General features: G+C 63.2%; 18 protein-coding genes, 2 tRNA genes and 3 rRNA genes. 10 read left to right on the forward strand and 13 right to left on the reverse strand.

The features are described from left to right. Nucleotides 1-10 precede the first annotated feature (10 nt). Genes hemF through BPET_RS15720 form a run of 5 tightly spaced genes read left to right on the forward strand, consistent with a single transcriptional unit; the run spans nt 11 to nt 3,076 of the window. On the forward strand, nt 11-922 hold the full coding sequence (gene hemF / locus BPET_RS15700; protein WP_012250006.1) for an oxygen-dependent coproporphyrinogen oxidase: 912 nt from the start codon (nt 11-13) through the stop codon (nt 920-922). After that, nucleotides 919-1,506, forward strand: a complete 588-nt coding sequence (gene nadD / locus BPET_RS15705) for a nicotinate (nicotinamide) nucleotide adenylyltransferase (protein WP_012250007.1) — start codon at nt 919-921, stop codon at nt 1,504-1,506. The genes hemF and nadD overlap by 4 nt, the downstream gene beginning before the upstream one ends. 55 nt (nt 1,507-1,561) lie before the next feature. Then, nucleotides 1,562-1,966: a ribosome silencing factor gene (gene rsfS / locus BPET_RS15710; protein ID WP_012250008.1), complete on the forward strand. Its 405-nt coding sequence runs from the start codon at nt 1,562-1,564 to the stop codon at nt 1,964-1,966. Between the two features lie 8 nt (nt 1,967-1,974). Continuing rightward, entirely contained in the window at nt 1,975-2,445 is a 471-nt protein-coding gene (rlmH, locus tag BPET_RS15715) for a 23S rRNA (pseudouridine(1915)-N(3))-methyltransferase RlmH (RefSeq protein WP_012250009.1), read from the forward strand. Nucleotides 2,446-2,449: 4 nt separating this feature from the next. After that, the gene (locus BPET_RS15720) at nt 2,450-3,076 is read left to right on the forward strand and encodes a Maf family protein (protein WP_012250010.1); all 627 of its coding nucleotides are present in this window, start codon (nt 2,450-2,452) and stop codon (nt 3,074-3,076) included. Here the strand turns inward: BPET_RS15720 and BPET_RS15725 are convergent. The 6 genes from BPET_RS15725 to BPET_RS15750 all read right to left on the reverse strand — a co-directional run bounded on the left by BPET_RS15725 (nt 3,073) and on the right by BPET_RS15750 (nt 9,580). Continuing rightward, nucleotides 3,073-4,020: a glycosyltransferase family 9 protein gene (locus BPET_RS15725; RefSeq protein ID WP_012250011.1), complete on the reverse strand. Its 948-nt coding sequence runs from the start codon at nt 4,018-4,020 to the stop codon at nt 3,073-3,075. The genes BPET_RS15720 and BPET_RS15725 overlap by 4 nt on opposite strands. A 224-nt stretch (nt 4,021-4,244) precedes the next feature. Further along, nucleotides 4,245-4,358, reverse strand: a 5S ribosomal RNA gene (rrf, locus tag BPET_RS15730). Nucleotides 4,359-4,523: 165 nt separating this feature from the next. After that, a 23S ribosomal RNA gene (locus BPET_RS15735) occupies nt 4,524-7,406 on the reverse strand. A gap of 291 nt (nt 7,407-7,697) precedes the next feature. Next, nucleotides 7,698-7,773, reverse strand: a tRNA-Ala gene (locus BPET_RS15740). Nucleotides 7,774-7,832: 59 nt separating this feature from the next. Continuing rightward, nucleotides 7,833-7,909: transfer RNA gene (locus BPET_RS15745), tRNA-Ile, on the reverse strand. 140 nt (nt 7,910-8,049) lie between these two features. Next, nucleotides 8,050-9,580 (reverse strand): 16S ribosomal RNA (locus tag BPET_RS15750). Together the 16S, 23S and 5S rRNA genes with 2 tRNA genes alongside form the textbook arrangement of a ribosomal RNA operon. Nucleotides 9,581-9,644: 64 nt before the next feature. On the opposite strand from BPET_RS15750, the gene BPET_RS26660 reads away from it, so the two are divergent. Together BPET_RS26660 and rng are read left to right on the forward strand one after the other, a co-directional pair. Beyond that, entirely contained in the window at nt 9,645-9,869 is a 225-nt protein-coding gene (locus BPET_RS26660) for a hypothetical protein (protein WP_151208934.1), read from the forward strand. A gap of 254 nt (nt 9,870-10,123) precedes the next feature. Further along, the gene (rng, locus tag BPET_RS15755; protein WP_041864037.1) at nt 10,124-11,587 is read left to right on the forward strand and encodes a ribonuclease G; all 1,464 of its coding nucleotides are present in this window, start codon (nt 10,124-10,126) and stop codon (nt 11,585-11,587) included. Nucleotides 11,588-11,642: 55 nt separating this feature from the next. Here rng and BPET_RS15760 read toward each other — a convergent pair whose 3' ends face one another. Both BPET_RS15760 and msbA read right to left on the reverse strand, forming a co-directional pair. Then, nucleotides 11,643-12,368, reverse strand: coding sequence for a TerC family protein (locus BPET_RS15760; protein WP_012250013.1), 726 nt, complete (start codon nt 12,366-12,368; stop codon nt 11,643-11,645). Between the two features lie 139 nt (nt 12,369-12,507). Next, on the reverse strand, nt 12,508-14,283 hold the full coding sequence (msbA, locus tag BPET_RS15765; RefSeq protein ID WP_050978251.1) for a lipid A export permease/ATP-binding protein MsbA: 1,776 nt from the start codon (nt 14,281-14,283) through the stop codon (nt 12,508-12,510). A gap of 70 nt (nt 14,284-14,353) precedes the next feature. Here msbA and BPET_RS15770 point away from each other — a divergent pair, with 70 nt between their 5' ends. Genes BPET_RS15770 through BPET_RS26665 form a run of 3 tightly spaced genes read left to right on the forward strand, consistent with a single transcriptional unit; the run spans nt 14,354 to nt 16,393 of the window. Next, nucleotides 14,354-15,325: a glycosyltransferase family 9 protein gene (locus tag BPET_RS15770; protein WP_012250014.1), complete on the forward strand. Its 972-nt coding sequence runs from the start codon at nt 14,354-14,356 to the stop codon at nt 15,323-15,325. Between the two features lie 19 nt (nt 15,326-15,344). After that, a complete protein-coding gene (locus BPET_RS15775; protein ID WP_012250016.1) occupies nt 15,345-16,103 on the forward strand; it encodes a YdcF family protein in 759 nt (252 codons plus the stop codon). Beyond that, nucleotides 16,100-16,393, forward strand: coding sequence for a YkgJ family cysteine cluster protein (locus BPET_RS26665; RefSeq protein ID WP_012250017.1), 294 nt, complete (start codon nt 16,100-16,102; stop codon nt 16,391-16,393). Before BPET_RS15775 ends, BPET_RS26665 begins: the two co-directional genes overlap by 4 nt. Before the next feature lie 56 nt (nt 16,394-16,449). Here BPET_RS26665 and BPET_RS15785 read toward each other — a convergent pair whose 3' ends face one another. The 5 genes from BPET_RS15785 to dnaE are packed head-to-tail and all read right to left on the reverse strand — an operon-like array spanning nt 16,450 to nt 23,744. Then, entirely contained in the window at nt 16,450-17,562 is a 1,113-nt protein-coding gene (locus tag BPET_RS15785; protein ID WP_012250018.1) for a glycosyltransferase, read from the reverse strand. Continuing rightward, a complete protein-coding gene (locus BPET_RS15790) occupies nt 17,559-18,308 on the reverse strand; it encodes a glycosyltransferase family 2 protein (protein WP_012250019.1) in 750 nt (249 codons plus the stop codon). The genes BPET_RS15785 and BPET_RS15790 overlap by 4 nt, the downstream gene beginning before the upstream one ends. After that, on the reverse strand, nt 18,305-19,156 hold the full coding sequence (locus BPET_RS15795) for a polysaccharide deacetylase family protein (RefSeq protein WP_012250020.1): 852 nt from the start codon (nt 19,154-19,156) through the stop codon (nt 18,305-18,307). Before BPET_RS15795 ends, BPET_RS15790 begins: the two co-directional genes overlap by 4 nt. Beyond that, nucleotides 19,153-20,253 carry a glycosyltransferase family 4 protein gene (locus BPET_RS15800; protein ID WP_012250021.1) on the reverse strand — a complete coding sequence of 367 codons (1,101 nt, stop codon included), beginning with the start codon at nt 20,251-20,253 and terminating at the stop codon, nt 19,153-19,155. The genes BPET_RS15795 and BPET_RS15800 overlap by 4 nt, the downstream gene beginning before the upstream one ends. Then, the gene (dnaE, locus tag BPET_RS15805; RefSeq protein ID WP_012250022.1) at nt 20,253-23,744 is read right to left on the reverse strand and encodes a DNA polymerase III subunit alpha; all 3,492 of its coding nucleotides are present in this window, start codon (nt 23,742-23,744) and stop codon (nt 20,253-20,255) included. Before dnaE ends, BPET_RS15800 begins: the two co-directional genes overlap by 1 nt. Nucleotides 23,745-23,847: the final 103 nt, after the last annotated feature.

The following is a 23,847-nucleotide window of genomic DNA, read 5'->3' on the forward strand; positions in this document are numbered from 1 at the left end:
AGGCAGCAAGATGAGCGCAGTTCCGGTTTCCGACGTCCACGCCTACCTCACCGGTTTGCAGGACAATATCGTCCAAGCGCTGGAGCAAGCCGGCGGCGAGAGCTTCCGTACCGATACCTGGCAGCGTCCCGAAGGCGGAGGCGGCGTATCCCGCCTGATCGAGGGCGGCCAGTTGCTCGAACGCGCTGGCGTGCTGTTCAGCCATGTGCACGGCACGCGGCTGCCGCCTTCGGCCAGCGCTCATCGGCCAGAGCTGGCGGGCCGCTCGTGGCAGGCCATGGGGGTATCGCTGGTGCTGCATCCGCGCAACCCTTACGTCCCCACCACGCACATGAACGTGCGCATGTTCGTGGCGGCGGCGCGTCCGGGCCACGACGAAAATGACGTCTTCTGGTTCGGCGGTGGGCTCGACCTCACCCCCTATTACGCTTTCGAAGACGACGCCCGACACTTTCACCAGGTGTGCCGCGCGGCGCTCGATCCCCACGGCGCGGCGTATTACCCACAGTACAAGCGCTGGTGCGACGAGTACTTTTATTTGAAACACCGGCAAGAAATGCGCGGCGTCGGCGGCGTTTTCTTCGACGACCTCAACGAACCTGGTTTCGATGCCTCGTTCGCCTTGCTGCGCTCGGTGGGCGACGCCTTCCTGCCGGCCTACCTGCCCATCGTGCAGCGCCGCCGCGACACTCCCTACACCCAGGCACAGCGCGATTTCCAGGCCTATCGTCGCGGCCGTTACGTCGAATTCAACCTGGTCTTCGACCGCGGCACCTTGTTCGGCCTGCAGTCTGGCGGGCGCACTGAATCCATTCTTCTGTCGATGCCGCCCATGGCGCAGTGGCGCTACGACTGGCAGCCCGCGGCCGGCTCACCCGAAGCCGCCCTGGCCGGCTTCCTGCAACCGCGGGACTGGGCGTGAAGCGCATCGGCCTGCTGGGTGGCAGCTTCGATCCGGTGCATCTGGCGCACCTGGCCCTGGCCCGCGCGGCGGCGGCCGAACTGCGGCTCGATTCCGTGCAGCTCATTCCCGCGGCCAATCCGTGGCAGCGCGCACCGCTGCGCGCGTCCGCCGGGCACCGCCTGCGCATGATAGAACTGGCCATCGACGGCGAGCCGCAATTGGCGGTCAACCCCGTCGAACTCGAGCGCGGCGGCCCCACCTACACCATCGACACCGTGCGCGCCCTGCCCGCCGATGCCCACTATGTATGGCTGCTGGGCACCGACCAGCTGGCCAATTTCTGCACCTGGCGTCAATGGCAGGCCATTGCCGGACATGTAGACCTGGCGGTGGCGGCTCGCCCAGGTGCTCCGCTGGCTGCGCCAGCCGAACTGGCCAGCTGGCTCGCCGCGCATCGCCGCCGCCTGATCCGACTGCCGTTCTCGCCCATGGCGATATCCGCCTCCGACATCCGTGGCCGGCTGGCACGTGGCGCATCCACCGCTGGCCTGCTGCCGGCGACGGTAGCCCGCTACATCGCCCGGCACGGCCTGTACCGCTAGCCTTCCGCCCTCCGGGCCTCAAAACCGCCTTCGCTGGCGGGTTATATTTGTGAACATGGATATACAGAAACTACAACGTGCCGTCATCGACGCCCTGGAAGACGTGAAGGCACAGGACATCAAGGTCTTCAACACGACCCATCTCACCAGCCTGTTCGACCGCGTGGTCATCGCCAGCGCCACCTCGAACCGGCAGACCCGCGCCCTGGCCGCCAGCGTGGCCGACCGCGGCCGCGCGCTCAAGCTGAGCGGCATCACCGTCGAAGGCGAAGATACCGGCGAATGGGTGGTCGTCGACTTGGGCGATATCGTGGTCCACATCATGCAGCCTGCCATCCGGCAGTACTACAACCTGGAAGAGATCTGGGGCGACAAACCCGTGCGCGTCAAGCTGCTCCCGGGTTCCGGTACGGCGCCCGCCGCGGGTTCGCTGGCCGATTTCGACGACTCCGACGACTGACCGCCCTCGTGAAGCTCATCGTCATCGCCGTCGGCAATCGCATGCCCGCCTGGGTGGAGACCGCCTGGGATGACTATGCCAAGCGCCTGCCCCCCGATTGCGCGCTCGAGCTACGGGAAATCAAACCCGAGCCACGCACTACCGGAAAAACGCCGGCACAGATGATGGCCGCCGAAGCACGCCGAATCGAAGCGGCCATTCCCGGCGGCGCTCTCCGGCTGGCCCTGGATGAACGCGGCCGCGACCTGACCACCATGGCGTTGTCTCAACGGCTGGAACAATGGCGAGCGGGCGGGCGCGACGTCGTCTTCCTGGTAGGCGGCCCCGACGGCCTGGACGATGCCCTGAAAAGCGCCTGCGATGGCCAGATCCGCCTGTCTTCGTTGACGCTGCCTCACCCCATGGTGCGGGTAGTGCTGGCGGAACAGCTGTACCGGGCCTGGGCCATCCTGGCCAACCATCCCTATCACCGCGCCTGAAACCATGGCATCCAGTCCAGACTCCGACTCCGGCACGCCCCGCCTGTACCTGGCCTCGGCCAGCCCCCGTCGCCGCGAACTGTTGGACCAGATCGGCCTGGCGCACACGGTGCTGCGGGTGCCTGCTCCCCCCGGAGAAGACGAACCACAACACGAGGGTGAAACGGCGGCCGACTACGTACGGCGCACCGCCCGCGACAAAGCCGAACGCGGCCGCCTATGGATGGCCGCCCAGCAACTGCCCGTGCTGCCCGTGCTGGCTGCGGACACCACTGTCGTACTGCAAGGCCAGGTGCTGGGCAAGCCGGCCGATCGCGCCGACGCCGCACGCATGCTGGCCCGCCTGTCGGGCAGCCTGCACCAGGTGCATACAGCCGTCGCGCTGTGGCATGCCGGGCAATTGCAAGAAGCCGTGTCGGTCTCCGAAGTCCGCATGCGCGAACTCACCGAGGCCGACATTGCGCGCTACTGCGACAGCGGCGAGCCCTATGGCAAAGCAGGGGCATACGGCATCCAGGGCCTGGCGGGCACTTTCATCGCTCACCTGGCGGGCAGCTACAGCGGGGTCATGGGGCTGCCGTTGTACGAAACCGCCGGCCTGCTGCGCCGCGTGGGCATCCTGCTGCCCTAGCGCGCGGCGGGCGCCGCCTGCAAAACCTTGAAGCACGCCTGGGCAACGTCGCGCGGCAGCACGGCCTGGATATCGATGCACCCCGGTGCCGGGCAAACGTTCGCAGAATACGGGCGGTCCCAGAACCATTCCGGGTTGGATTCGTTGAACACTCCCACATAGGGCACGCATGCTCCTTGCCCGATATGCGAAGGGCCGCAGTCGTTCGCCACGATCAGGCGCGCGCCCAGCATCAATGCCGCCAATTCAGGAATCGAACGTCCGCTGACAAGTTCGAAATCGGGGCGCGCCAGGGCCTGCAACTGTACCAATTCGGCGGATTCAGCCGGCCCCAGCACGAAGGTGAAGCGCGTATGGGTTCCCAAACGGGCTTTCAACAGATCTGCCAGGGCAACGAAGTTCTTGATACCCCATCGTTTGAAATCGCCGTCTCCCCCACCGGGAATCAGGACGATGTCGGCCTGGGGTGGCGCTCCGGGGGCCAACGCTGCGATTTCCTCGAAACAACGCCGTATCGTGGGCTCGGCTTGCACGGGCTGGTAAGTATTGAGCAAATACAGATTAGCCAGCCCGATGTACTCGTTGACGTCCTTTCGCCACGAGTGAGTCCAGGCAAAATCGAGCAGGCGATTATTGCGGAACCCCAGCCTGGCCCGAGGTTGGCGTAATAGGCCGACCAGGCCGTAGCGCTCACTGCTGTGATGCAGGCAAACCATCATATCGGCCCGCCGAGGCGTGGCCCGCAATGCCGCTGAAAGGCTCTGCGCGGTGATGCAGTCGTCCACCCAGGGCAGCAGCCGGTAATAGCCAGACACCTCATGCTGAGCCACCACCCGTAGCCGGGCTTGCGGCCACCATTGCTTCAGTTGATAGAGCGTAGGGAAGGAAACGATCTGGTCACCGAATTTGGGCCGGCTGCGGATGTGAACGACGATATCTTGCATAGGCGCGGGCCTGTCCCCATTGGGGCAGTCAGAACGAGGGCAATTCTAGCCGCGCGCGGTGTTGAATATTCGTGGAAAATGAACAAATGGTTAGATTTCTGCGCTAGGACAAACTGGCACGATCAAACATGCGCCGGTCGCGACGCTGCCGTTCGTCAACCGGAGCGGGTAGCCACAAAGACAAAACCCCAGCACGAAGGGTGCTGGGGTTTTGGGGGATAAGAGCCTGACGATGACCTACTTTCACAGACGGGAAGTCCACTATCATCGGCGCGAAGGCGTTTCACTGTCCTGTTCGGGATGGGAAGGAGTGGGTCCACCTTGCTATGGTCGTCAAGCGTAGCTGGTTGGGGCGTTGCGGTCAGGCGCAACGCCACCGAATTGGGAAGAAGCACAGCGACCTGGGCAAGGTTGAAGTTGCGCAGGGGTTGTGAAGAAAGTTGTTGGAACGGCACTTGTATCGCTACGCGCTCATACCAGGTCTACAAAACCCGCAGAGTTATAGGATCAAGCCGCACGGGCAATTAGTATCGGTTAGCTCAACGCATTACTGCGCTTCCACACCCGACCTATCAACGTTCTGGTCTCGAACGACCCTTCAGGGGGGTCTAGCCCCCGGGATACCTAATCTTCAGACGAGTTTCCCGCTTAGATGCCTTCAGCGGTTATCTCTTCCGTACTTAGCTACCCGGCAATGCCATTGGCATGACAACCGGTACACCAGAGGTACGTCCACTCCGGTCCTCTCGTACTAGGAGCAGGCTCCGTCAAGTATCCAACGCCCACGGCAGATAGGGACCAAACTGTCTCACGACGTTTTAAACCCAGCTCACGTACCTCTTTAAATGGCGAACAGCCATACCCTTGGGACCGGCTACAGCCCCAGGATGAGATGAGCCGACATCGAGGTGCCAAACACCGCCGTCGATATGAACTCTTGGGCGGTATCAGCCTGTTATCCCCAGAGTACCTTTTATCCGTTGAGCGATGGCCCTTCCATTCAGAACCACCGGATCACTATGTCCTGCTTTCGCACCTGTTCGACTTGTCAGTCTCACAGTCAAGCACGCTTATGCCATTGCACTATCAGCACGATTTCCGACCGTACCTAGCGTACCTTCGAACTCCTCCGTTACGCTTTGGGAGGAGACCGCCCCAGTCAAACTGCCTACCATGCACTGTCCCCAATCCGGATAACGGACCAAGGTTAGAACCGCAAACAAACCAGGGTGGTATTTCAAGGTCGGCTCCACCGAATCTGGCGACTCGGTTTCTGCGCCTCCCACCTATCCTACACAGGCCGGTTCACAGTCCAATGCAAAGCTACAGTAAAGGTTCATGGGGTCTTTCCGTCTAGCCGCGGGTAGATTGCATCATCACAAACACTTCAACTTCGCTGAGTCTCAGGAGGAGACAGTGTGGCCATCGTTACGCCATTCGTGCAGGTCGGAACTTACCCGACAAGGAATTTCGCTACCTTAGGACCGTTATAGTTACGGCCGCCGTTTACCGGGGCTTCGATCAAGAGCTTGCACCCCATCACTTAACCTTCCGGCACCGGGCAGGCGTCACACCCTATACGTCGACTTTCGTCTTGGCAGAGTGCTGTGTTTTTAATAAACAGTCGCAGCCACCGATTCTCTGCGGCCCCTTCAAGCTCTGCGCGCAGGCGCATCACCCTACCGGGGCATACCTTCTCCCGAAGTTACGGTATCAATTTGCCGAGTTCCTTCTCCTGAGTTCTCTCAAGCGCCTTGGAATATTCATCCCGTCCACCTGTGTCGGTTTGCGGTACGGTCTCGTACAGCTGAAGCTTAGAGGCTTTTCTTGGAACCACTTCCAATCACTTCGCGAGACTTGCTCGCTCGTGCCACACCCTTGAATTTCGCGCCCGGATTTGCCTAAAGCGCCTTCTCCAATGCAGCAACAGGGACATCCAACACCCTGATGACCTTCCGCGATCCGTCCCCCCATCGCACTGTACGACGGTGCTGGAATATTAACCAGCTTCCCATCAGCTACGCATCTCTGCCTCGCCTTAGGGGCCGACTCACCCTGCGCCGATGAACGTTGCGCAGGAAACCTTGGACTTACGGCGAGGGGGCTTTTCACCCCCTTTATCGCTACTCATGTCAGCATTCGCACTTCTGATACCTCCAGCAGCCTTTACAAGCCACCTTCGCAGGCTTACAGAACGCTCTCCTACCGCGTGTACAAAGTACACACCCGCAGCTTCGGTTTATCGCTTGAGCCCCGTTACATCTTCCGCGCAGGACGACTCGATCAGTGAGCTATTACGCTTTCTTTAAAGGATGGCTGCTTCTAAGCCAACCTCCTGACTGTCTATGCCTTCCCACTTCGTTTCCCACTTAGCGATAATTCGGGACCTTAGCTGGCGGTCTGGGTTGTTTCCCTCTTGAGTCCGGACGTTAGCACCCGGTGCTCTGTCTCCCAAGCTGGACTTGCGGGTATTCGGAGTTTGCCATGGTTTGGTAAGTCGCCATGACCCCCTAGCCATAACAGTGCTCTACCCCCCGCAGTCATACTTGAGGCACTACCTAAATAGTTTTCGGAGAGAACCAGCTATTTCCAGATTTGTTTAGCCTTTCACCCCTATCCACAGCTCATCCCCTAGTTTTTCAACACTAGTGGGTTCGGTCCTCCAGCACGTGTTACCGTGCCTTCAACCTGGCCATGGGTAGATCATCTGGTTTCGGGTCTACACCCAGCGACTGATTCGCCCTATTCGGACTCGCTTTCGCTACGCCTTCCCTATTCGGTTAAGCTCGCCACTGAATGTAAGTCGCTGACCCATTATACAAAAGGTACGCCGTCACCCCATAAAGAGGCTCCGACTGTTTGTATGCATACGGTTTCAGGATCTATTTCACTCCCCTTCCGGGGTTCTTTTCGCCTTTCCCTCACGGTACTGGTTCACTATCGGTCGATCACGAGTATTTAGCCTTGGAGGATGGTCCCCCCATCTTCAGACAGGATTTCACGTGTCCCGCCCTACTTCTCTTACGCCTAGTTCCACCAGCCAGATTTCGTCTACAGGGCTATCACCTGCTACGGCCGGGCTTTCCATCCCGTTCGACTACCTGATTGGCTAAATCGTAAAGGCTACTCCGATTTCGCTCGCCACTACTTTCGGAATCTCGGTTGATGTCTTTTCCTCGAGCTACTGAGATGTTTCAGTTCACCCGGTTCGCCTCCACTGGCCTATGTATTCAGCCAGGGATACTGCTTGCGCAGTGGGTTTCCCCATTCGGACATCTGCGGATCAAAGCTTGTTTGCCAGCTCCCCGCAGCTTTTCGCAGGCTACCACGTCCTTCTTCGCCTGTGATCGCCAAGGCATCCACCATATGCACTTAGTCGCTTGATCCTATAACACTACCGTCTTATAGGACGCTGATATGTTTCGCGTTTGTGCCGTTCATAAGTTTCAAAGCAGCTCTGACAATACTGCCGCCAGACCTTGAGACTTGGAACTAAATCTATGCAATCACAACCCGTGCTCATTTTTCATCGGCTCGCGCCAATTACTACATGAACACACTTTCGTTGTGCTTCTTCCACTTTGTTAAAGAACTATGTATAGCCTTCCATCGGGTCCTAAAACCCAACGCCCAGCACTGACTCGCAGCACTCGCCGTTGGACTCTCGCAAACGTCGTTGGTGGAGGTGAACGGGATCGAACCGATGACATCCTGCTTGCAAAGCAGGCGCTCTCCCAGCTGAGCTACACCCCCATACCCGCCGCAATCACGACAGCAACCTTGCGGCCACCACCACCTCCTGCGCAGATACCTGGTGGGTCTGGTTGGATTCGAACCAACGACCCCCGCCTTATCAAGACGGTGCTCTAACCGACTGAGCTACAGACCCAAAACCCTCTTCGGATCAGCAGTCAGGATCGCAGCACGGCAGAGGATCTCTCCCGCACCCCACGCTCACAACCGATCCCTCGCTACACATTTCAACAACCGATAAGCGTGGACGCTTCAAGCCATGCCGCCTTCGCTCTTAAAGGAGGTGATCCAGCCGCACCTTCCGATACGGCTACCTTGTTACGACTTCACCCCAGTCATGAATCCTACCGTGGTAATCGCCCCCCTTGCGGTTAGGCTAACTACTTCTGGTAAAACCCACTCCCATGGTGTGACGGGCGGTGTGTACAAGACCCGGGAACGTATTCACCGCGACATGCTGATCCGCGATTACTAGCGATTCCGACTTCACGCAGTCGAGTTGCAGACTGCGATCCGGACTACGATCGGGTTTCTGGGATTGGCTCCCCCTTGCGGGTTGGCAGCCCTCTGTCCCGACCATTGTATGACGTGTGAAGCCCTACCCATAAGGGCCATGAGGACTTGACGTCATCCCCACCTTCCTCCGGTTTGTCACCGGCAGTCTCATTAGAGTGCCCTTTCGTAGCAACTAATGACAAGGGTTGCGCTCGTTGCGGGACTTAACCCAACATCTCACGACACGAGCTGACGACAGCCATGCAGCACCTGTGTTCCGGTTCTCTTGCGAGCACTGCCAAATCTCTTCGGCATTCCAGACATGTCAAGGGTAGGTAAGGTTTTTCGCGTTGCATCGAATTAATCCACATCATCCACCGCTTGTGCGGGTCCCCGTCAATTCCTTTGAGTTTTAATCTTGCGACCGTACTCCCCAGGCGGTCAACTTCACGCGTTAGCTGCGCTACCAAGGACCGAAGTCCCCAACAGCTAGTTGACATCGTTTAGGGCGTGGACTACCAGGGTATCTAATCCTGTTTGCTCCCCACGCTTTCGTGCATGAGCGTCAGTGTTATCCCAGGAGGCTGCCTTCGCCATCGGTGTTCCTCCGCATCTCTACGCATTTCACTGCTACACGCGGAATTCCACCTCCCTCTGACACACTCTAGCCCGGTAGTTAAAAATGCAGTTCCAAGGTTAAGCCCTGGGATTTCACATCTTTCTTTCCGAACCGCCTGCGCACGCTTTACGCCCAGTAATTCCGATTAACGCTTGCACCCTACGTATTACCGCGGCTGCTGGCACGTAGTTAGCCGGTGCTTATTCTGCAGGTACCGTCAGTTGCCCCAGGTATTAGCCAGAGCCGTTTCTTTCCTGCCAAAAGTGCTTTACAACCCGAAGGCCTTCATCGCACACGCGGGATGGCTGGATCAGGGTTGCCCCCATTGTCCAAAATTCCCCACTGCTGCCTCCCGTAGGAGTCTGGGCCGTGTCTCAGTCCCAGTGTGGCTGGTCGTCCTCTCAAACCAGCTACGGATCGTCGCCTTGGTAGGCCTTTACCCCACCAACTAGCTAATCCGATATCGGCCGCTCCAATAGTGCGAGGCCCGAAGGTCCCCCGCTTTCCCCCGTAGGGCGTATGCGGTATTAGCTACGCTTTCGCGTAGTTATCCCCCGCTACTGGGCACGTTCCGATACATTACTCACCCGTTCGCCACTCGCCGCCAGACCGAAGTCCGCGCTGCCGTTCGACTTGCATGTGTAAAGCATCCCGCTAGCGTTCAATCTGAGCCAGGATCAAACTCTTCAGTTCAATCTCTGTAGTTCGCGCACCACTGCCGAAGCAGCGGCACTTCGCTCAAAGAAAATGAGGTTCCTTGAATGATCCAACATCTCTGTTTGACATTCTTGGTACTTCACTTCTATGTGAGCGCCTGATTTCTCTTTGGCTCGCAGCCTTTCGAAAAAGACCGCGCGGCCGCATCACTCAAGCGCCCACACTTATCGGTTGTTTTGTTGTTAAAGAACGAGATACTGCGCTTGCCGATCGCTGCGGTGCAGTTCGATCAGCACAGAAACGAGATTATGAGGCCTTTTTTTGACCCTGTCAAACCGGCTTGCGCCGCACCTGACTGACCCGCTCCTGCTTTGCTTCGTGGCCCGGCAGCTTGCTGCCCGAACCGCGAAAGAGCGAGACTATACACGAAATTCTTACCCTTTGCCCAGTGTTGCAATTCGCATGCCGCGGCGCGGCCGGAACCTGTGTCGCAGCGCCGCCCTGCCGCAATTGCGCCCCTTGCCAGGCACACGTCACCGTTTACTATTCGGCTTGGACCACGATGCCCTACTGCTGCCCATGACCGAAGACATCCTGATCAATATCACCCCTTTTGAAACGCGGGTCGCGCTGGTTGAACAGGGCGCGGTTCAGGAACTACACGTCGAGCGCAGCATACAGCGCGGACACGTGGGCAATATCTATCTGGGGCGCGTGGTGCGCGTGCTGCCCGGCATGCAGAGCGCTTTCATCGACATCGGCCTGGAGCGCGCCGCCTTCATTCACATTGCCGACCTGCGCGAGAACCGCAGCGAGCGCAGCCAGGGCCTGACGCCTACCGCCATCGAAAAGTTGCTGTTCGAAGGCCAGACGCTGATGGTGCAGGTGATTAAAGACCCGCTGGGCACCAAGGGCGCGCGGCTGTCTACCCAGATCAGCATCGCCGGGCGCATGCTGGTGTACCTGCCGCACGATCCTCATATTGGCATTTCGCAGAAAATCGACTCTGAAGCCGAGCGCACGCAGTTGCGCGAACGCCTGCAGGCGCTGATTCCGGAAGATGAGAAAGGCGGCCTGATCGTGCGCACGCAGGCCGAAGGCGCCACCGACGAAGAGCTGAGCGCCGACCTGGAGTATTTGCGCAAGCTGTGGAGCCGGGTGCAGGCAGCCGCCCGCAGCCAGCCCGCGCCGGCGCTGCTGCACCAGGATCTGACACTGGCGCAGCGCGTGCTGCGCGACATGGTGGGCCCGAACACCGGGGTGATCCAGGTCGACTCGCGCACCACCACCACTGCCTTGACCGAATGGGCGCGGGTCTATACGCCGTCGGTGGCCGATCGCATCCAGCATTACAGCGGCGAGCGCCCGCTGTTCGACACTGCCAATGTCGATGAAGAAATAGCACGCGCGCTGTCGCGCAGGGTGGACCTGAAATCGGGCGGATACCTGATCATTGACCAGACCGAGGCGCTGACCACGGTGGACGTCAATACCGGCGGGTTCGTGGGCGGGCGCAATTTCGACGACACGATTTTCAAGACCAACCTGGAAGCGGCCCAGGCGATTGCCCGGCAGTTGCGGCTACGCAACCTGGGGGGGATAGTGATCCTGGACTTCATCGACATGGAAGACCCTGAACACCGCGAAACCGTGCTGGCCGAACTGAAGAAAGCTTTGGCGCGCGACCGTACCCGCATGACGGTGAACGGTTTCACGCAGCTGGGCCTGGTCGAGATGACCCGCAAGCGCACGCGGGACTCGCTGGCGCATCAATTGTGCGAACCCTGCCCCATGTGCGAGGCGCGGGGGACGGTGCGCACGGCGCGCACTGTCTGCTATGAGATTCTGCGCGAGATTCTGCGCGAGGCGCGCCAGTTCAATCCGCGAGAATTCCGTATCCTGGCTTCGCAGAGCGTGGTGGACCTGTTTCTGGAAGAAGAAAGCCAGCACCTGGCCATGCTGGGCGATTTTGTCGGCAAGCCCGTGTCGCTGGAAGTGGAAACCGCGTATTCGCAGGAACAGTACGACATTATCCTGACCTGACGCGCGGCGCTGATTGGCGCCCATTGGCCCCGACCAGCGCCGTCCGCGGCCGGCGTCACCTGAAAGCGGAGTCGCGCGCGCGGCGGCGCTCGGCCTGCTTGTAGGCGGCCAGCCGCTTGCCGACGGCCACGACCACGAACGCTCCCGCCAGCTCGGCGGCCAGCTTGGCCAGCAGGGTGGGCTCGCCCAGCCGCTCGACGAAATAGACGTCGGTAATCAGCATGCCGCCGGCGATCCAGCCCAACAGGCCCGCGCCGAATGCCACCACCAAGGGGAAGCGGTCCATGAGCTTCAGCACCAGCGTGCTGCCCCACACGATGATGGGCACGCTGACCATCAGGCCGAAAATGACGTAGAAGATCTGATGATCGGCATGGGTGTTCTCGGCGGCGCCGGCGATGGCGATGACGTTGTCGAGGCTCATGGCGAAGTCGGCCACGATGATGGTTTTGATGGCGGTCAGCACCGAGGCCGTGCTTTTGATGCCATCGTGCCCATCAGGTTCGGGCGCCATCAGCTTGATGCCGATCCACAGCAGCAGCAGGCAACCCATGACTTTCAGAAATGGGACTTCGAGCAGCACCAGCGCGAAGCTGATGAGCACGACGCGCAATGCGATGGCTCCCGCCGTACCCCAGAGAATTCCCTGCATGCGCTTGCCGGGCGCCAGTCCCCGACAGGCCAGCGCGATGACCACCGCGTTGTCTCCGCCCAGGAGGATATCGATGAGAACAATCTGAACGACGGCGCCCCAGTGGAGCGCCTGCAAGAATTCGAGCATCCGCGTGTCCGGTAAGCACGGGGGCTTGCAGCGCGACCGGCAACAGAGGCGCGGGGAAGTCCTCGGAGTGAATGAACGCGGAAATTCTAATTCAGTTTGTTGTCAGGAACATCAATTCCGGCTGTGCAAGTAGGGGGATTCAATCTTCGCGGAACTGCATGTTGTACAGCGAGGCGTACAAGCCCTGCGCGGCGAGAAGCTCGGCGTGCGGCCCGTGTTCGACGATTTGGCCGGCGTCGAGCACGATGATGCGGTCGGCGTTCTGCACCGTGGACAGGCGGTGCGCGATGACCAGCGTGGTACGTCCGCGCATCAGGCGTTCGAGCGAAGCCTGCACCTGGCGTTCGGATTCGTTGTCGAGCGCCGAAGTGGCTTCGTCGAGGATGAGAATGGGCGCGTTCTTGATGAGCGCGCGGGCAATGGCCAGGCGCTGGCGCTGGCCGCCCGACAGGCGCGCCGCGTTTTCACCCACCAGCGTATGCATGCCCTGCGGCAGGCCGTCGACGAAGTCGAGCAGGTTGGCCGCCGCCAGGGCTTCGCGCACCTGGTCGTCGGAAGCCTGGCCCAGCGCGCCATAGCCGACGTTGGCGGCAATGGTGTCGTCGAACAGCACGACGTCCTGGCTGACCAGCGACAGATGCGAACGCAGGCTGCGCAGGCTGAGTTCCTGGATGGGCACGTCGTCGACCAGGATGCTGCCGGAATCGGGCAGCACGAAGCGCGGCAGCATGTTGACCAGCGTGGTCTTGCCGCTGCCCGAACGGCCCACCAGCGCCACCGTCTGGCCGGGCTCGACCTGGAATGACACCTGGCTGACGGTATCGCGGTCGGCGTCGGGAAAGCGATGGGTGACGCCGCGGAACTCGATCTTGCCCCGCACCGGCTCGGGCAGCGTGCGCGTGCCCGTGTCGACTTCCGGCGTTTCGTCGATGAGAGCGAAAACGCTTTCGGCGGCGACCAGCATCTTCTGCATTTTGCCGGCCAGATTGGTCAGGCGTTTGATGGGGTCGAAAATCTGCGCCAGCGCGGCCATGAACGAGGCAAAGCTGCCGACGGTGAGCGAGCCGCTGTTGGCCTGGCTTAGCGCCACCGCGATGATGGCGCCCACCGAGATGGAAATACACACCTGGGTGAGCGGGGTCATGGCGGCATCGGCCGTGGCGGTGCGCATGGCGAAGCGCCGCAGCCGCGCGTTGACGAAGGCAAAACGGCCGCTCTCGGCCTCGTAGCCGTCGAACAGCTTGATGACCCGCTGGCCGTTGATGCCCTCGCTGGCCACGCGGGTCAGCTCGGCGTTCATGTTGACGGTTTCGCGGTTGATGCGGCGCAGCCGCCGGATGAACGTGCGGGCGATCAGGACCGACACCGGCAGCATGACCAGGATGATCAGCGTGAGCATCCAGGACATGTACAGCAGCACGCAGATCAGGGCGATGACCACCAGGGTTTCGCGCACCAGCACCGTGATGACGTCGGTGGCGTAGCCCGTGACGTTGCCGGCGTCGATGGTGAAACGGTTGAGCAGGCGGCCGGTGTCTCCGCGCTTGAAGTGCGCGTCGGGCAGGCCCAGCAGGCGGTCGAACATGTCGCGGCGGATGCCGAGCAGCACGTTGTTGGCCACCCAGGCCAGCAGGTAGTCGCTGAAGAAGTTGCACAGGCCGCGCAGGAAGATCAGGCCGACCACGGCCAGCGGCAGCGCCCATACGAAATACGGTTTGGCCCCGGTGAAGCCGTCGTCGAGCAGCGGCTTCATGATGATGGCCAGGGTCGGCTGGGTGGCGGCCGCGCCGGCCATCAGCAGAATGGCCAGCAGCAGCCCTTTCCAGTAGGAACCCACGCGGCTGTATACGCGCTTCCAGAGCTCGGCCTTGACCGGTTGGGACCCGGCGGGTGCGTGGCGTGCGGCAGAATTCAAGGGGCGACTCGCTTTAATACAATTGTGCCGGAATTGTACCGTTCGACTGACCCACAGCCTGCCGCCACCCATGCCCGAGATTTCCTGCCTGTATGTGAGACTACCCAACTGGGTAGGCGATGTGTGCATGAGCCTGCCCAGCCTGGCCCTGCTGCAAGATGCCGGCCTGCCCCTGGTCGTGTGCGCCCGCCCCTGGGCGCGTGACCTGCTCGATGGCGTCGCCAAGCACGGTTTCATCCCCATGCAAGGCCGGGTGTGGGATGACGCCCGCGCCGTGCGCGAGCACCGCCGTGCCCTGGCAGGCGCCGGCCGCGCCGTGCGCGGGCTGGCCTTGCCCGATTCGCTGTCGAGCGCGGCCGTGTTCCGGCTGGCGGGCGTGCCCAGCGCCGGCTACCGCGACGATGGCCGCAGTCTGCTGCTGCGCTGGCCCATCGCCAAGCCCGACGCCGGCCTGCACGCAGTGCAATCGTGGTATTACCTGACCCGCGCCGCCCTGCAGCGCTGGGGCCTGCCGGCGGCTGCCGAACAGCCCGGCCCGCTGCTGAACCTGCCCATCACCGAGGCGCACCGGCAGGCCGCCGACGCGCTGCTGGCCGGCGCAGGCCTGGCCGACCAGCCATTCGTGCTGATCGCGCCCACGGCGACGGGCCTGCACAAAGGCAAGATCAAGGTCTGGCCAGGCTTCGACGCCCTGGCGCGGGCATTGCAGGCGCGCGGCCATACCGTGGTAATGTGCCCTCCTCCGGCCGAAGCCGATGAAGCGATGCGCAACGCTCCCACGGCCCGCCTGCTGCCCGCCGTGCCGCTGGGCGCCTTCGCCGCACTGACGGCGCGCGCCGCGCTGGTGGTGTGCAATGATTCAGGGGTGTCGCACGTGGCCGCTGCCGCCGGGGCGCGGCAATTGACGTTGTTCGGCGTTACGAACCCCGGCCGCACGGGGCCGTGGTCGCCGCGCGCGGTGTGCGTGGGCTCTGACCGGAACTGGCCGGACACTGCGGAGGTCGAACGCCAGGCGTGCGCCCTGCTGCAACCGGCTTCGTGACCGCATCATCCAAGGACCTATGACGAATTACCTGGCCAACCTGATCATTCCTCAGAATCTGTGCGTGACCCTGGTCGTGCTGGGCCTGGTGCTGGGCCTGTTCCGCCTGCGCCGCACCGGCGCCGCCCTGGCCGCCTTCGGACTGGCCTGGGTGCTGGCCTGGTCGCTGCCGGCTACGTCGCTGTGGCTGGGCGGCGCCCTGGAATCGCGTTATCCGCACCTGCCCGTGGCCGAGCTGCCCACGGCCGACGCCATTGTGGTACTGGGCGGCAACACGGCCAACGGGCGCGCCAACTGGTTCCTGCCCTATGACAAGGAAACCGCCGTGGTGCGGGTCGATACGGCGATCAAGCTGTACCAGGCTCACCGTGCGCCCAAGGTGGTGCTGTCCGGCGGCGCGCTGGAAGGCGACGTCAGCGAAGCGCGCGGCATGGCCTTCCTGATGAAGCAGCAAGGGGTGCCGGAAGATGCCCTGCTGCTGGAGAACTCCAGCCGCACGACCTACGAAAACGCCATGCTGACCGAGGAAGAGTTGAAAGAACATGGCTTCGGCAAGATCTTGCTGGTGACCTCGGCGCTGCACATGCCGCGTGCCATGGCCGCGTTTTCCAAGCAAGGGGTGGCCGCCATCCCCGCCTCGACGCCGCCGCAGATCGTGCTGCCGCCCGATGGCTCGGTGTCGCCGTGGCTGCCTCACATGCGTACCCTGGATGCCAGCCGCTCGATCATCAAGGAATACGCGGGCCTGCTGGTGTACTGGCTGCGAGGCTGGGTATGAACGCGGCGCCCGCGGCCCGCGCGAGCGCGCCAGCATGCCGGCCGGGCTGCGGGGCCTGCTGTATTGCGCCATCGATTACCCGCCCCATACCGGGCATGCCGGATGGCAAACCCGCCGGAGTGCCCTGCGTGCAGTTGCTGCCCGACATGCGCTGCGCGATTTTCGGCCAGCCGTCGCGGCCGGATTTCTGCGGCGGCCTGCAGCCGCAAGCGGAAATGTGCGGCAACGACCGCGACGCGGCTATTGCCTGGCTGGCCCGGCTGGAAGCCGACACGGCACCGGCACGCTGAGTCCGGGCGCCCTCCCCGCTAAAACGAGGTAAACATCCACACGGTACGGGCGCTACTCAGCCGCCCAGGGCGCCCCGATACGCGTCCAGGGTCGCCTGGGTGAACGCCGCCAGCCCGAATTCTTCCACTGCCTTGTGGCGCGCGGCCGCCCCCATCGCGGCCAGCCGGGCGTTGTCGGCGAGCATGCCACGCAACACCTCGGCGATGGCCGGCACGTCGCGTACCGGCACCACCCAACCGTCGGCGCCATCGGCCACGTTTTCGGGCAGCCCACCCGCGTTGCTGACCAACGCGGGCAGGCCCAGGGACATCATTTCGCGGCAGGCGTACGACAGCGCTTCGCGGTACGACAGCACGAAGCCGGCATGGCAGCACGCCAGCGCGTCGCGCACGTCGTCCAGCAGACCGGGAAACACCACCTGGCCCAGCATGCCGGCCGCGCGCACGCGCGCCAGCTTGTCGTCATTGGGGGGGTCTCCTGCCACCAGGATCAGGATGCGCTCGCGCTGCGCGGCTGGCAGGCTGCCGGCAGCGTCGACCAGGTCGAGCCAGCCCTTGTCGTAGTCGGTGCCGCCGGCGCTGCCCAGCAGCAGCTTCCCGCGCCACGCCGCGCCGAAATGACGATCGCGCAAGGCGTCCAGCGCCTGGGGCGCCTGGGGCGCGAAATAATCGGTATCGATGCCGTGGCGGATGGTGTCGATGGGCAAACCCCGGTAAGGCGAATGGTCGAGCAGCCCCCGCACGTAATCGCTGACGGCGATGACGCGGTCGGTGGCCAGCCGCGCGCGCAGCCAGTGGCCCAGTGTGTCGAGCGGATGGTCGTTGTGTTTGGTGAACACTACGCGCGGGCGCCGCCGCAGGCCAGCCAGTGCCAGCATGACCTGCTTGTGGTCGGCCGAGCCGTTGACGTGGACGATGTCGTACTGCTGCTGGATGATCAGTTGCCGCAGCGCGGCGCGCTCGCCGAACCACGACGAAGGACGGGTGGAAAAACGCATGTCCACCGCCTGCACGCCGGGCAGCGCCCCGGCATAGCGAAACAGCCGGCTGGTGCCCGGAGTGGCCACGGCCACGTCGTGCGCGCCGGCCAGGGCGCGCGCCAGGCTGGTGATGTACGTGGCGTGCCCTCCGCCGTTGCGCGGGTGGAAATTGGTGTAGAGAATCTTCACTTGCGGCTGTCGGACAGGAAACAGAGCTTGGCGTAGCGGAAGAAGCTGCCGGCGGCCGCCGTTACGGCCAGCACCAGCCCGTGGCGGCCGTCGAGAAAGCCGCGGCGGATCAGGTAGATGCGCACGAACGTCCAGAACCCGTGGCCCAGCGCGCTGAATACGGTGGCGCGCTTGCCGCGCGCATGCATCATGGCCGCGGCGTCCGACGAATAGCGGTTGACCTTGTTGATCAGCGCCGCGAGATCGGGGTACGGATAATGCAGGAAGTGCCCTTTCAGGCGCAGCGGCGGGCGCTCGGGCACCACGCGCTCGTGCACGGCCGCATCGGTAAAGCGCGCGGTACCGCGCTTGAAAAGCCGCAGCACGTAGTCGGGCCACCAGCCGCTATGGCGGATGAGGCGACCGCAGAAATCGGACAGCCGCGCGATTTCGTAGGCGTCAGCCTGCGGCGCGGCCAGCACGGCCTGGATTTCGAGCGCCAGTTCGGGCGTGACGCGCTCGTCGGCGTCGATGGACAGGACCCAGTCGCCGGTCGCCAGGTCCAGGGCGCGGTTCTTCTGCGGCCCGAAACCGGGCCAGTCGGGCGTGACGTGGACCTGCGCGCCGAAGTCGCGCGCCAGCGCCACGGTATTGTCGGTGCTGCCGGAGTCGACCACGATGAACTCATCGGCAAACGCCACGGACTCGAGACAGCCGAGGATGTGCGCGGCTTCGTTCTTGGCGATGATAATGACGGAAAGCTTCATGCGCGGTTCCTCAGGCGCCTTTTCCAGGCCTTCCAGGCGTGATAGCGCGGACCCACTACAGGGTGGCGCGACATCCAGATGCGGCGGTTGAGCCATGTGCCGCCCAGGTTGCGGACGGCGAAACGGTAGATATGGCCGGGATCGTTGCCGGGCAGGTTCTGGCCCAGCGCGTCGGTGGTGTACAGGTGCCGGAACCCGGCCTCGCGCGCGGCCCGGACGTAGTCGTCGTCGAAGTAGCCTTGCGGCCAGCACAGATGGTCGCTGGCCGCCCCCAGATACTCTGTGAGCGCCGCGCGGGAATCGGCAAGCTCGCGCGCGATGTGGTCGCGCTTGGCGGCGACGTCGGCGCCGCACTGCTTGTCCCAGCGAGTATGGGTATGGGTGTGCGAATGGATTTCGAAGGTGCCGGCGGCCACCATGGCCTGGGCCTCGCTCCAGCGCACGATGACGTCGTCGGTGCGCCCTTCGGCCACCAGCCGCTTGGTCTCGTGGTGCTCGGGCGAAGCGGGCAGCGCCACACCCTGGCCGGCATGCGGGCGCACCGGCCCCTGCCCCGCCCAGCCGGTTACGAGGAACAGCACCGCCTTCATGCCGTAGCGCTGCAACACCGGATGCGCGTAGGTCCAGTTGTTGAGATAGCCGTCGTCGAAAGTGATCAGCACCGATTTTTCCGGCACGCGCCCGCCCGCCAGGTAGGCGGCCAGCTGCTCGGTGCCCAGCGAGGTGTAGCCAGCCCGCGCCAGGCCGGCGATCTGCTGCTCGAAGACCTTGGGGGTGACCGCGATCATGCCGCCCGACGGGGTGACATGGTGGTACATCAGTACCGGCACATTGGGTGCATTGTTCATGATTGCCTTTCCGCCAGCCATTTCCGGTAGACAGCCTCGGTGTTCTCCGCCAGCCGGGCTGGCGAGAAGATGCCTTCGTCCCAGACCATGCGGCGGCCCGCGTCGCCCATGGCGCGGCGCAGCGGCGCGTCGTCGATCAGGCGCCGCAGCGCGGCCAATAGAGCGGCGTGGTCTTTGACCGGCACCAGGATGCCCGTCACGCCGTCGCGCATCATTTCGGGTACGCCGCCGACATTCGTGCCGATGACCGGCAGGCCGGCCGCCTGGGCCTCGACGTACACCGTGCCGGAGGCTTCCTGCTGGGTGGCCAGCGCGAAGATGTCGAACCCCGCCAGCAGGTTGGGCACATCGCGCCGGGTGCCCATGAGATGGATACGGTCTTGCAGGCCCAACTCCTGCACGTAGGCCTGGGTCTGCTCGAAGGTGGGCGAACCCGAGCCGACGAACACCATGTGCAGCTTCGGGCGCTCGGCCATCAGCGGCCGGATGGCGTCGATAAGGTCTTTGTGACCCTTGGCAGCGCGCATTACCGCCACGCAGCCCACCACGATGTCGTCGTCGGCCAGCCCAAGCTCGCCGCGCAGCGTGGAATGCTCGACCGGCGGCGGCAACACCACCGGGGAATACAGCGTGGCGATGTGGTCCGCCGGCACGCCGCGACTGATCAGGTAGCGGCGCACGTAGTCGCTGACCGTGGTGACGCGGTGCGGCAACCACGTGTACGACAACATCGACCCGACCTTGCTGGCCAGGTGACGGGTGCGCACAATGAGCGGCACGCCGGCCAGCCGCCCGGCTGTGCCGGCGATGAGGGTATCGATGCGGCTGTGGGTGTTGACCACGTCATAGCGGCCTTCGCGCAGAATGCTACGCATGGCGGCCACGCCCTTCAGGTAATTGGCCAGCCCGCCCATGGGGATGGTGTGCACCGTGAAACCGGCATCGCGCAGCCGCGGCACCAGTTGCGCCTGCGGCTGGCAAACGGCTTCGAGATGATGGCCGCGCGCCCGCATGGCATGCATTTCTTTGAAAATGCGGTGTTCTTGCCCGCCGAACGCGACGGCGGCCTCGGAATGAAGAATTCGTAGCGGCTGCATCAGTAAGTGACCTCGACCCCGTCGGGCTTGGCCCAGGCAGACAAATTTTCGAGCAAGGCATCGGCCATGCGCACGCGCCATTCTTCGCCCAGGCGCACCGTGCACAGGAAATTGTCGCGGCCGTACACGATATCGACCGGCACGCCGGGCACGCCGTTTTCAGGCTCGGCGCGGAACGGATTGAGCAGTTGGCGCAGCCTGCCGGCATCGGCCTGGCCGTTGAGCCGCACGCGCAGCGACCGGGCGCGCGCTTCGCGCGCCAATTGCAAATCGTAGAGCTGTTCGGCGACGATGCGCATGCCGCCGGAATAGTCGTCGTTGCTGACCTTGCCCTGCACGATAAGTAGCTGGTCTTCGCGCAAGCGTGCACGGTGTTTTTCGTACAGCTCGTTGAACACCGAGATTTCGACCTGGGCGGTGCCATCGTCGAGCACGGCGAACACCATCTTGCCGCGCCGCGTCATCATGGTGCGCACGCCGGCCAGCACCCCGCACATCCATTGCAGGTCGCGTTGCGGTTCGACGCGCGCCAGCGGCATGGGCACGATGCGGCGCACTTCGTCGCGCCAGTGATCGAACAAGTGGCCGCTGAAGTAAAAGCCCAGCGCCGACTTTTCTTCGGTGAGCTTGGTGTGCAGGTTCCAGGGCGCGACCTTGCTGAGTTCGCCGGCGACCACGTCGCCGCTGTCGTCGCCGAACAGCGAGACCTGGTTGGCGCTGCGCGCCGCTTGCTCGGCGGCTTCCATGGCGGTGCCCACCGACGCCAGCATGGCCGCGCGATTGGGCTCGATGGTGTCGAACGCGCCGGCCTTGATCAGGGCTTCGATGGTGCGCCGGTTGACCGCATGTTTGTTGACGCGGCGGCAGAAATCGAACAGGTTGGCGAACGGGCCATCGGCCTCGCGCGCGCGCAGAATTTCTTCGACCGCGCCCTGCCCCGTGCCCTTGACCGCGCCCAGGCCGTAGCGCATGGTGCGCGGCGGCCGGCCCTCGCGGGTGTGCTCGTCGGCCACCGGCTCGAAGCGATAGCCCGAGGCGTTGACGTCGGGCGGCAGCACCAGCACGCCGTTGTCTTGCGCATCGCGGCAGAAGACCTGCACCTTATCGGTGTCGTCCATGTCGGACGAGATGGTGGCCGCCAGGAATTCGGTGGGATGGTAGGCTTTCAGCCAGGCGGTCTGGTACGCGATGAGCGCGTAGGCCGCCGAGTGCGACTTGTTGAAGCCATAGCCGGCGAACTTCTCCATCAGGTCGAAGAGCTTGACCGCCAGATTGGGATCGTGGCCTTTTTCCTTGGCGCCTTTCTCGAAGAGCTCACGGTGCTTGGCCATTTCCTCGGGCTTTTTCTTGCCCATGGCGCGGCGCAGCAGGTCGGCGCCGCCCAGCGAATAGCCGCCGATGATCTGCGAGATCAGCATCACCTGTTCTTGGTAGACGATGACCCCGTAGGTGCTCTTCAGGGTGGCTTCCAGGTCGGGGTGGAAGTAATCGACCGTAGCGCGCCCGTGCTTACGGTTGACGAAATCGTCGACCATGCCGGACTCGAGCGGCCCCGGGCGATACAGGGCCAGCATGGCGATGATGTCTTCGAAGGTGTTGGGCCGCAGCTTTTTCAGCAGCTCTTTCATGCCGCGCGATTCGAGCTGGAACACCGCGGTGGTGTTGGCGTCGCACAGCACCTTGTAGGCTGCCGGGTCGTCCAGCGGCAGCGCCATGATGTCAAAGTCGCGCTTGGACTCATTGAAGCGGCGCACATAGCGCACCGCCCAGTCCAGGATGGTGAGGTTGCGCAGTCCCAGGAAGTCGAACTTGACCAGGCCGGCGGCTTCGACGTCATCTTTGTCGAACTGCGACACCGCGCTGTTTTCCTGGCCAGGCTGGCAATACAGCGGGCAGAAGTCGGTAAGCTTGCCCGGGGCGATCAGCACCCCGCCCGCGTGCATGCCGATGTTGCGCGTCAGGCCTTCGAGCGGGCGCGCCAAGTCGACCAGCGCCCGGACTTCTTCCTCTTGCTCGTAGCGTTCCTTGAAAGCTGGCTCGTCCTTTAGCGTTCGATCGAGCGACCAGGGATCGGCCGGGTTGAACGGAATGAGCTTGGACAACCCGTCGCAGAACAGGTAGGGCATGTCGAGCACCCGTCCGGCATCGCGCACGACCGCCTTGGCGCCCAGCGTGCCGAAAGTGGCGATCTGGCTGACGGCCTCGCGGCCGTATTTCATCTTGACGTAGTCGATGACGCGTTCGCGGTTGTCCTGGCAGAAGTCGATATCGAAGTCGGGCATGGATACCCGCTCGGGATTCAGGAAGCGTTCGAACAGCAGGTCGTAGCGGATGGGATCGAGGTCGGTGATGCCCAGCGCGTACGCCACCAGCGAACCCGCCCCCGAGCCGCGGCCCGGGCCCACCGGCACGCCGTTGTTCTTGCCCCAGTTGATGAAGTCCTGCACGATCAGGAAGTAGCCGGGAAAGCCCATCTGGATGATGGTCTTGCATTCCCAGCGCAGCCGCTCGTAGTACTGGGCGCGTTTGGCGTCGCGTTCGGCCGGATCGGGAAACAGGAACTCCAGGCGTTTCTCCAGCCCTTCTTCGGAAAGCTGGACCAGGTAGTCGTCGAGCGAAATGCCGTCAGGCGTGGGGAAGTTGGGCAGGCGCGGCTTGCCCAGCACCAGCGTCAGGTTGCAGCGTTTGGCGATTTCCACCGTATTGGCCAGGGCCGATGGCACGTCGGCAAAGCGGCGGGCCATTTCTTCGGTGCTGAGCAGGTACTGGTCTTTGGTGAAGCGGCGCACCCGGCGCGGGTCGGCCAGGATTTCTCCCTGGGCGATACACACGCGCGCCTCGTGCGCCTGGTATTCGGATGCGTCGAGGAACTGCACCGGGTGGGTGGCCACCACCGGCAGGCCGGCCTCGGCGGCCAGCCGCATGGCAGCCTGGGTATAGGCCTCGTCGCCGTCGGCGCCGGCGCGCTGCAATTCAATGTAGAACGCGCCAGGGAACAGCGCGCCCCACTGCCGCGCCAGGGCCAGAGCCGTGACGGCGTTGCCGGCGTCCAGCGCGTGGCCGATGTCGCCGGCGCGGCCGCCCGACAGCACGATGAGGCCCTGCCGGCCCTGCAGCCATTCGCGGCGGATTTCGGCGCGCCCGCGCCCCTGGTTTTCGAGAAACGACCGGGTCAGCAGCTCGCACAGGTTCAGGTAGCCCTGATGGTTGCGCACCAGCAACAGCAGGCGAAACGGTTTTTCGGGATCGTCGTCGTTGGTCAGCCAGACGTCGCAGCCGGCGATCGGCTTCACGCCGGCCCCGCGCGCGCCCTTGTAGAACTTGATCAGGCCGAAAATGTTGGAAAGATCGGTCAGCGCCACGGCGGGCTGGCCCAGCTGGGCGACGCGCTTGATCAGGTCGGGAATGCGGACGATGCCGTCCACCACCGAAAACTCGGAATGGACGCGCAAATGGACAAAGGCAGGCGTGGGATTGACGGCTTCGGACATGGCCCGAATTGTACCCAGTCGGCCGGGCCGCCGCCGGCTTTTTACCCGGGTAGCGGCACGCGGCGCCCGGCTATGTAACAATAACGATTTACACCGAACGCGC

The sequence above is a fragment of the Bordetella petrii genome (assembly GCF_000067205.1).
Classification (GTDB): domain Bacteria; phylum Pseudomonadota; class Gammaproteobacteria; order Burkholderiales; family Burkholderiaceae_B; genus Bordetella_A; species Bordetella_A petrii.

What these genes read in the sequence shown, in the direction of transcription:
- hemF (WP_012250006.1), top strand. Translation starts at nt 11, where the DNA reads ATGAGCGCAGTTCCGGTTTCCGACGTCCACGCCTACCTCACCGGTTTG.
- rsfS (WP_012250008.1), top strand. Translation starts at nt 1,562, where the DNA reads ATGGATATACAGAAACTACAACGTGCCGTCATCGACGCCCTGGAAGAC.
- BPET_RS15720 (WP_012250010.1), top strand. Translation starts at nt 2,450, where the DNA reads ATGGCATCCAGTCCAGACTCCGACTCCGGCACGCCCCGCCTGTACCTG.
- BPET_RS15725 (WP_012250011.1), bottom strand. Translation starts at nt 4,020, where the DNA reads ATGCAAGATATCGTCGTTCACATCCGCAGCCGGCCCAAATTCGGTGAC.
- rng (WP_041864037.1), top strand. Translation starts at nt 10,124, where the DNA reads ATGACCGAAGACATCCTGATCAATATCACCCCTTTTGAAACGCGGGTC.
- BPET_RS15760 (WP_012250013.1), bottom strand. Translation starts at nt 12,368, where the DNA reads ATGCTCGAATTCTTGCAGGCGCTCCACTGGGGCGCCGTCGTTCAGATT.
- BPET_RS15770 (WP_012250014.1), top strand. Translation starts at nt 14,354, where the DNA reads ATGCCCGAGATTTCCTGCCTGTATGTGAGACTACCCAACTGGGTAGGC.
- BPET_RS15775 (WP_012250016.1), top strand. Translation starts at nt 15,345, where the DNA reads ATGACGAATTACCTGGCCAACCTGATCATTCCTCAGAATCTGTGCGTG.
- BPET_RS26665 (WP_012250017.1), top strand. Translation starts at nt 16,100, where the DNA reads ATGAACGCGGCGCCCGCGGCCCGCGCGAGCGCGCCAGCATGCCGGCCG.
- BPET_RS15790 (WP_012250019.1), bottom strand. Translation starts at nt 18,308, where the DNA reads ATGAAGCTTTCCGTCATTATCATCGCCAAGAACGAAGCCGCGCACATC.
- BPET_RS15795 (WP_012250020.1), bottom strand. Translation starts at nt 19,156, where the DNA reads ATGAACAATGCACCCAATGTGCCGGTACTGATGTACCACCATGTCACC.
- BPET_RS15800 (WP_012250021.1), bottom strand. Translation starts at nt 20,253, where the DNA reads ATGCAGCCGCTACGAATTCTTCATTCCGAGGCCGCCGTCGCGTTCGGC.
- dnaE (WP_012250022.1), bottom strand. Translation starts at nt 23,744, where the DNA reads ATGTCCGAAGCCGTCAATCCCACGCCTGCCTTTGTCCATTTGCGCGTC.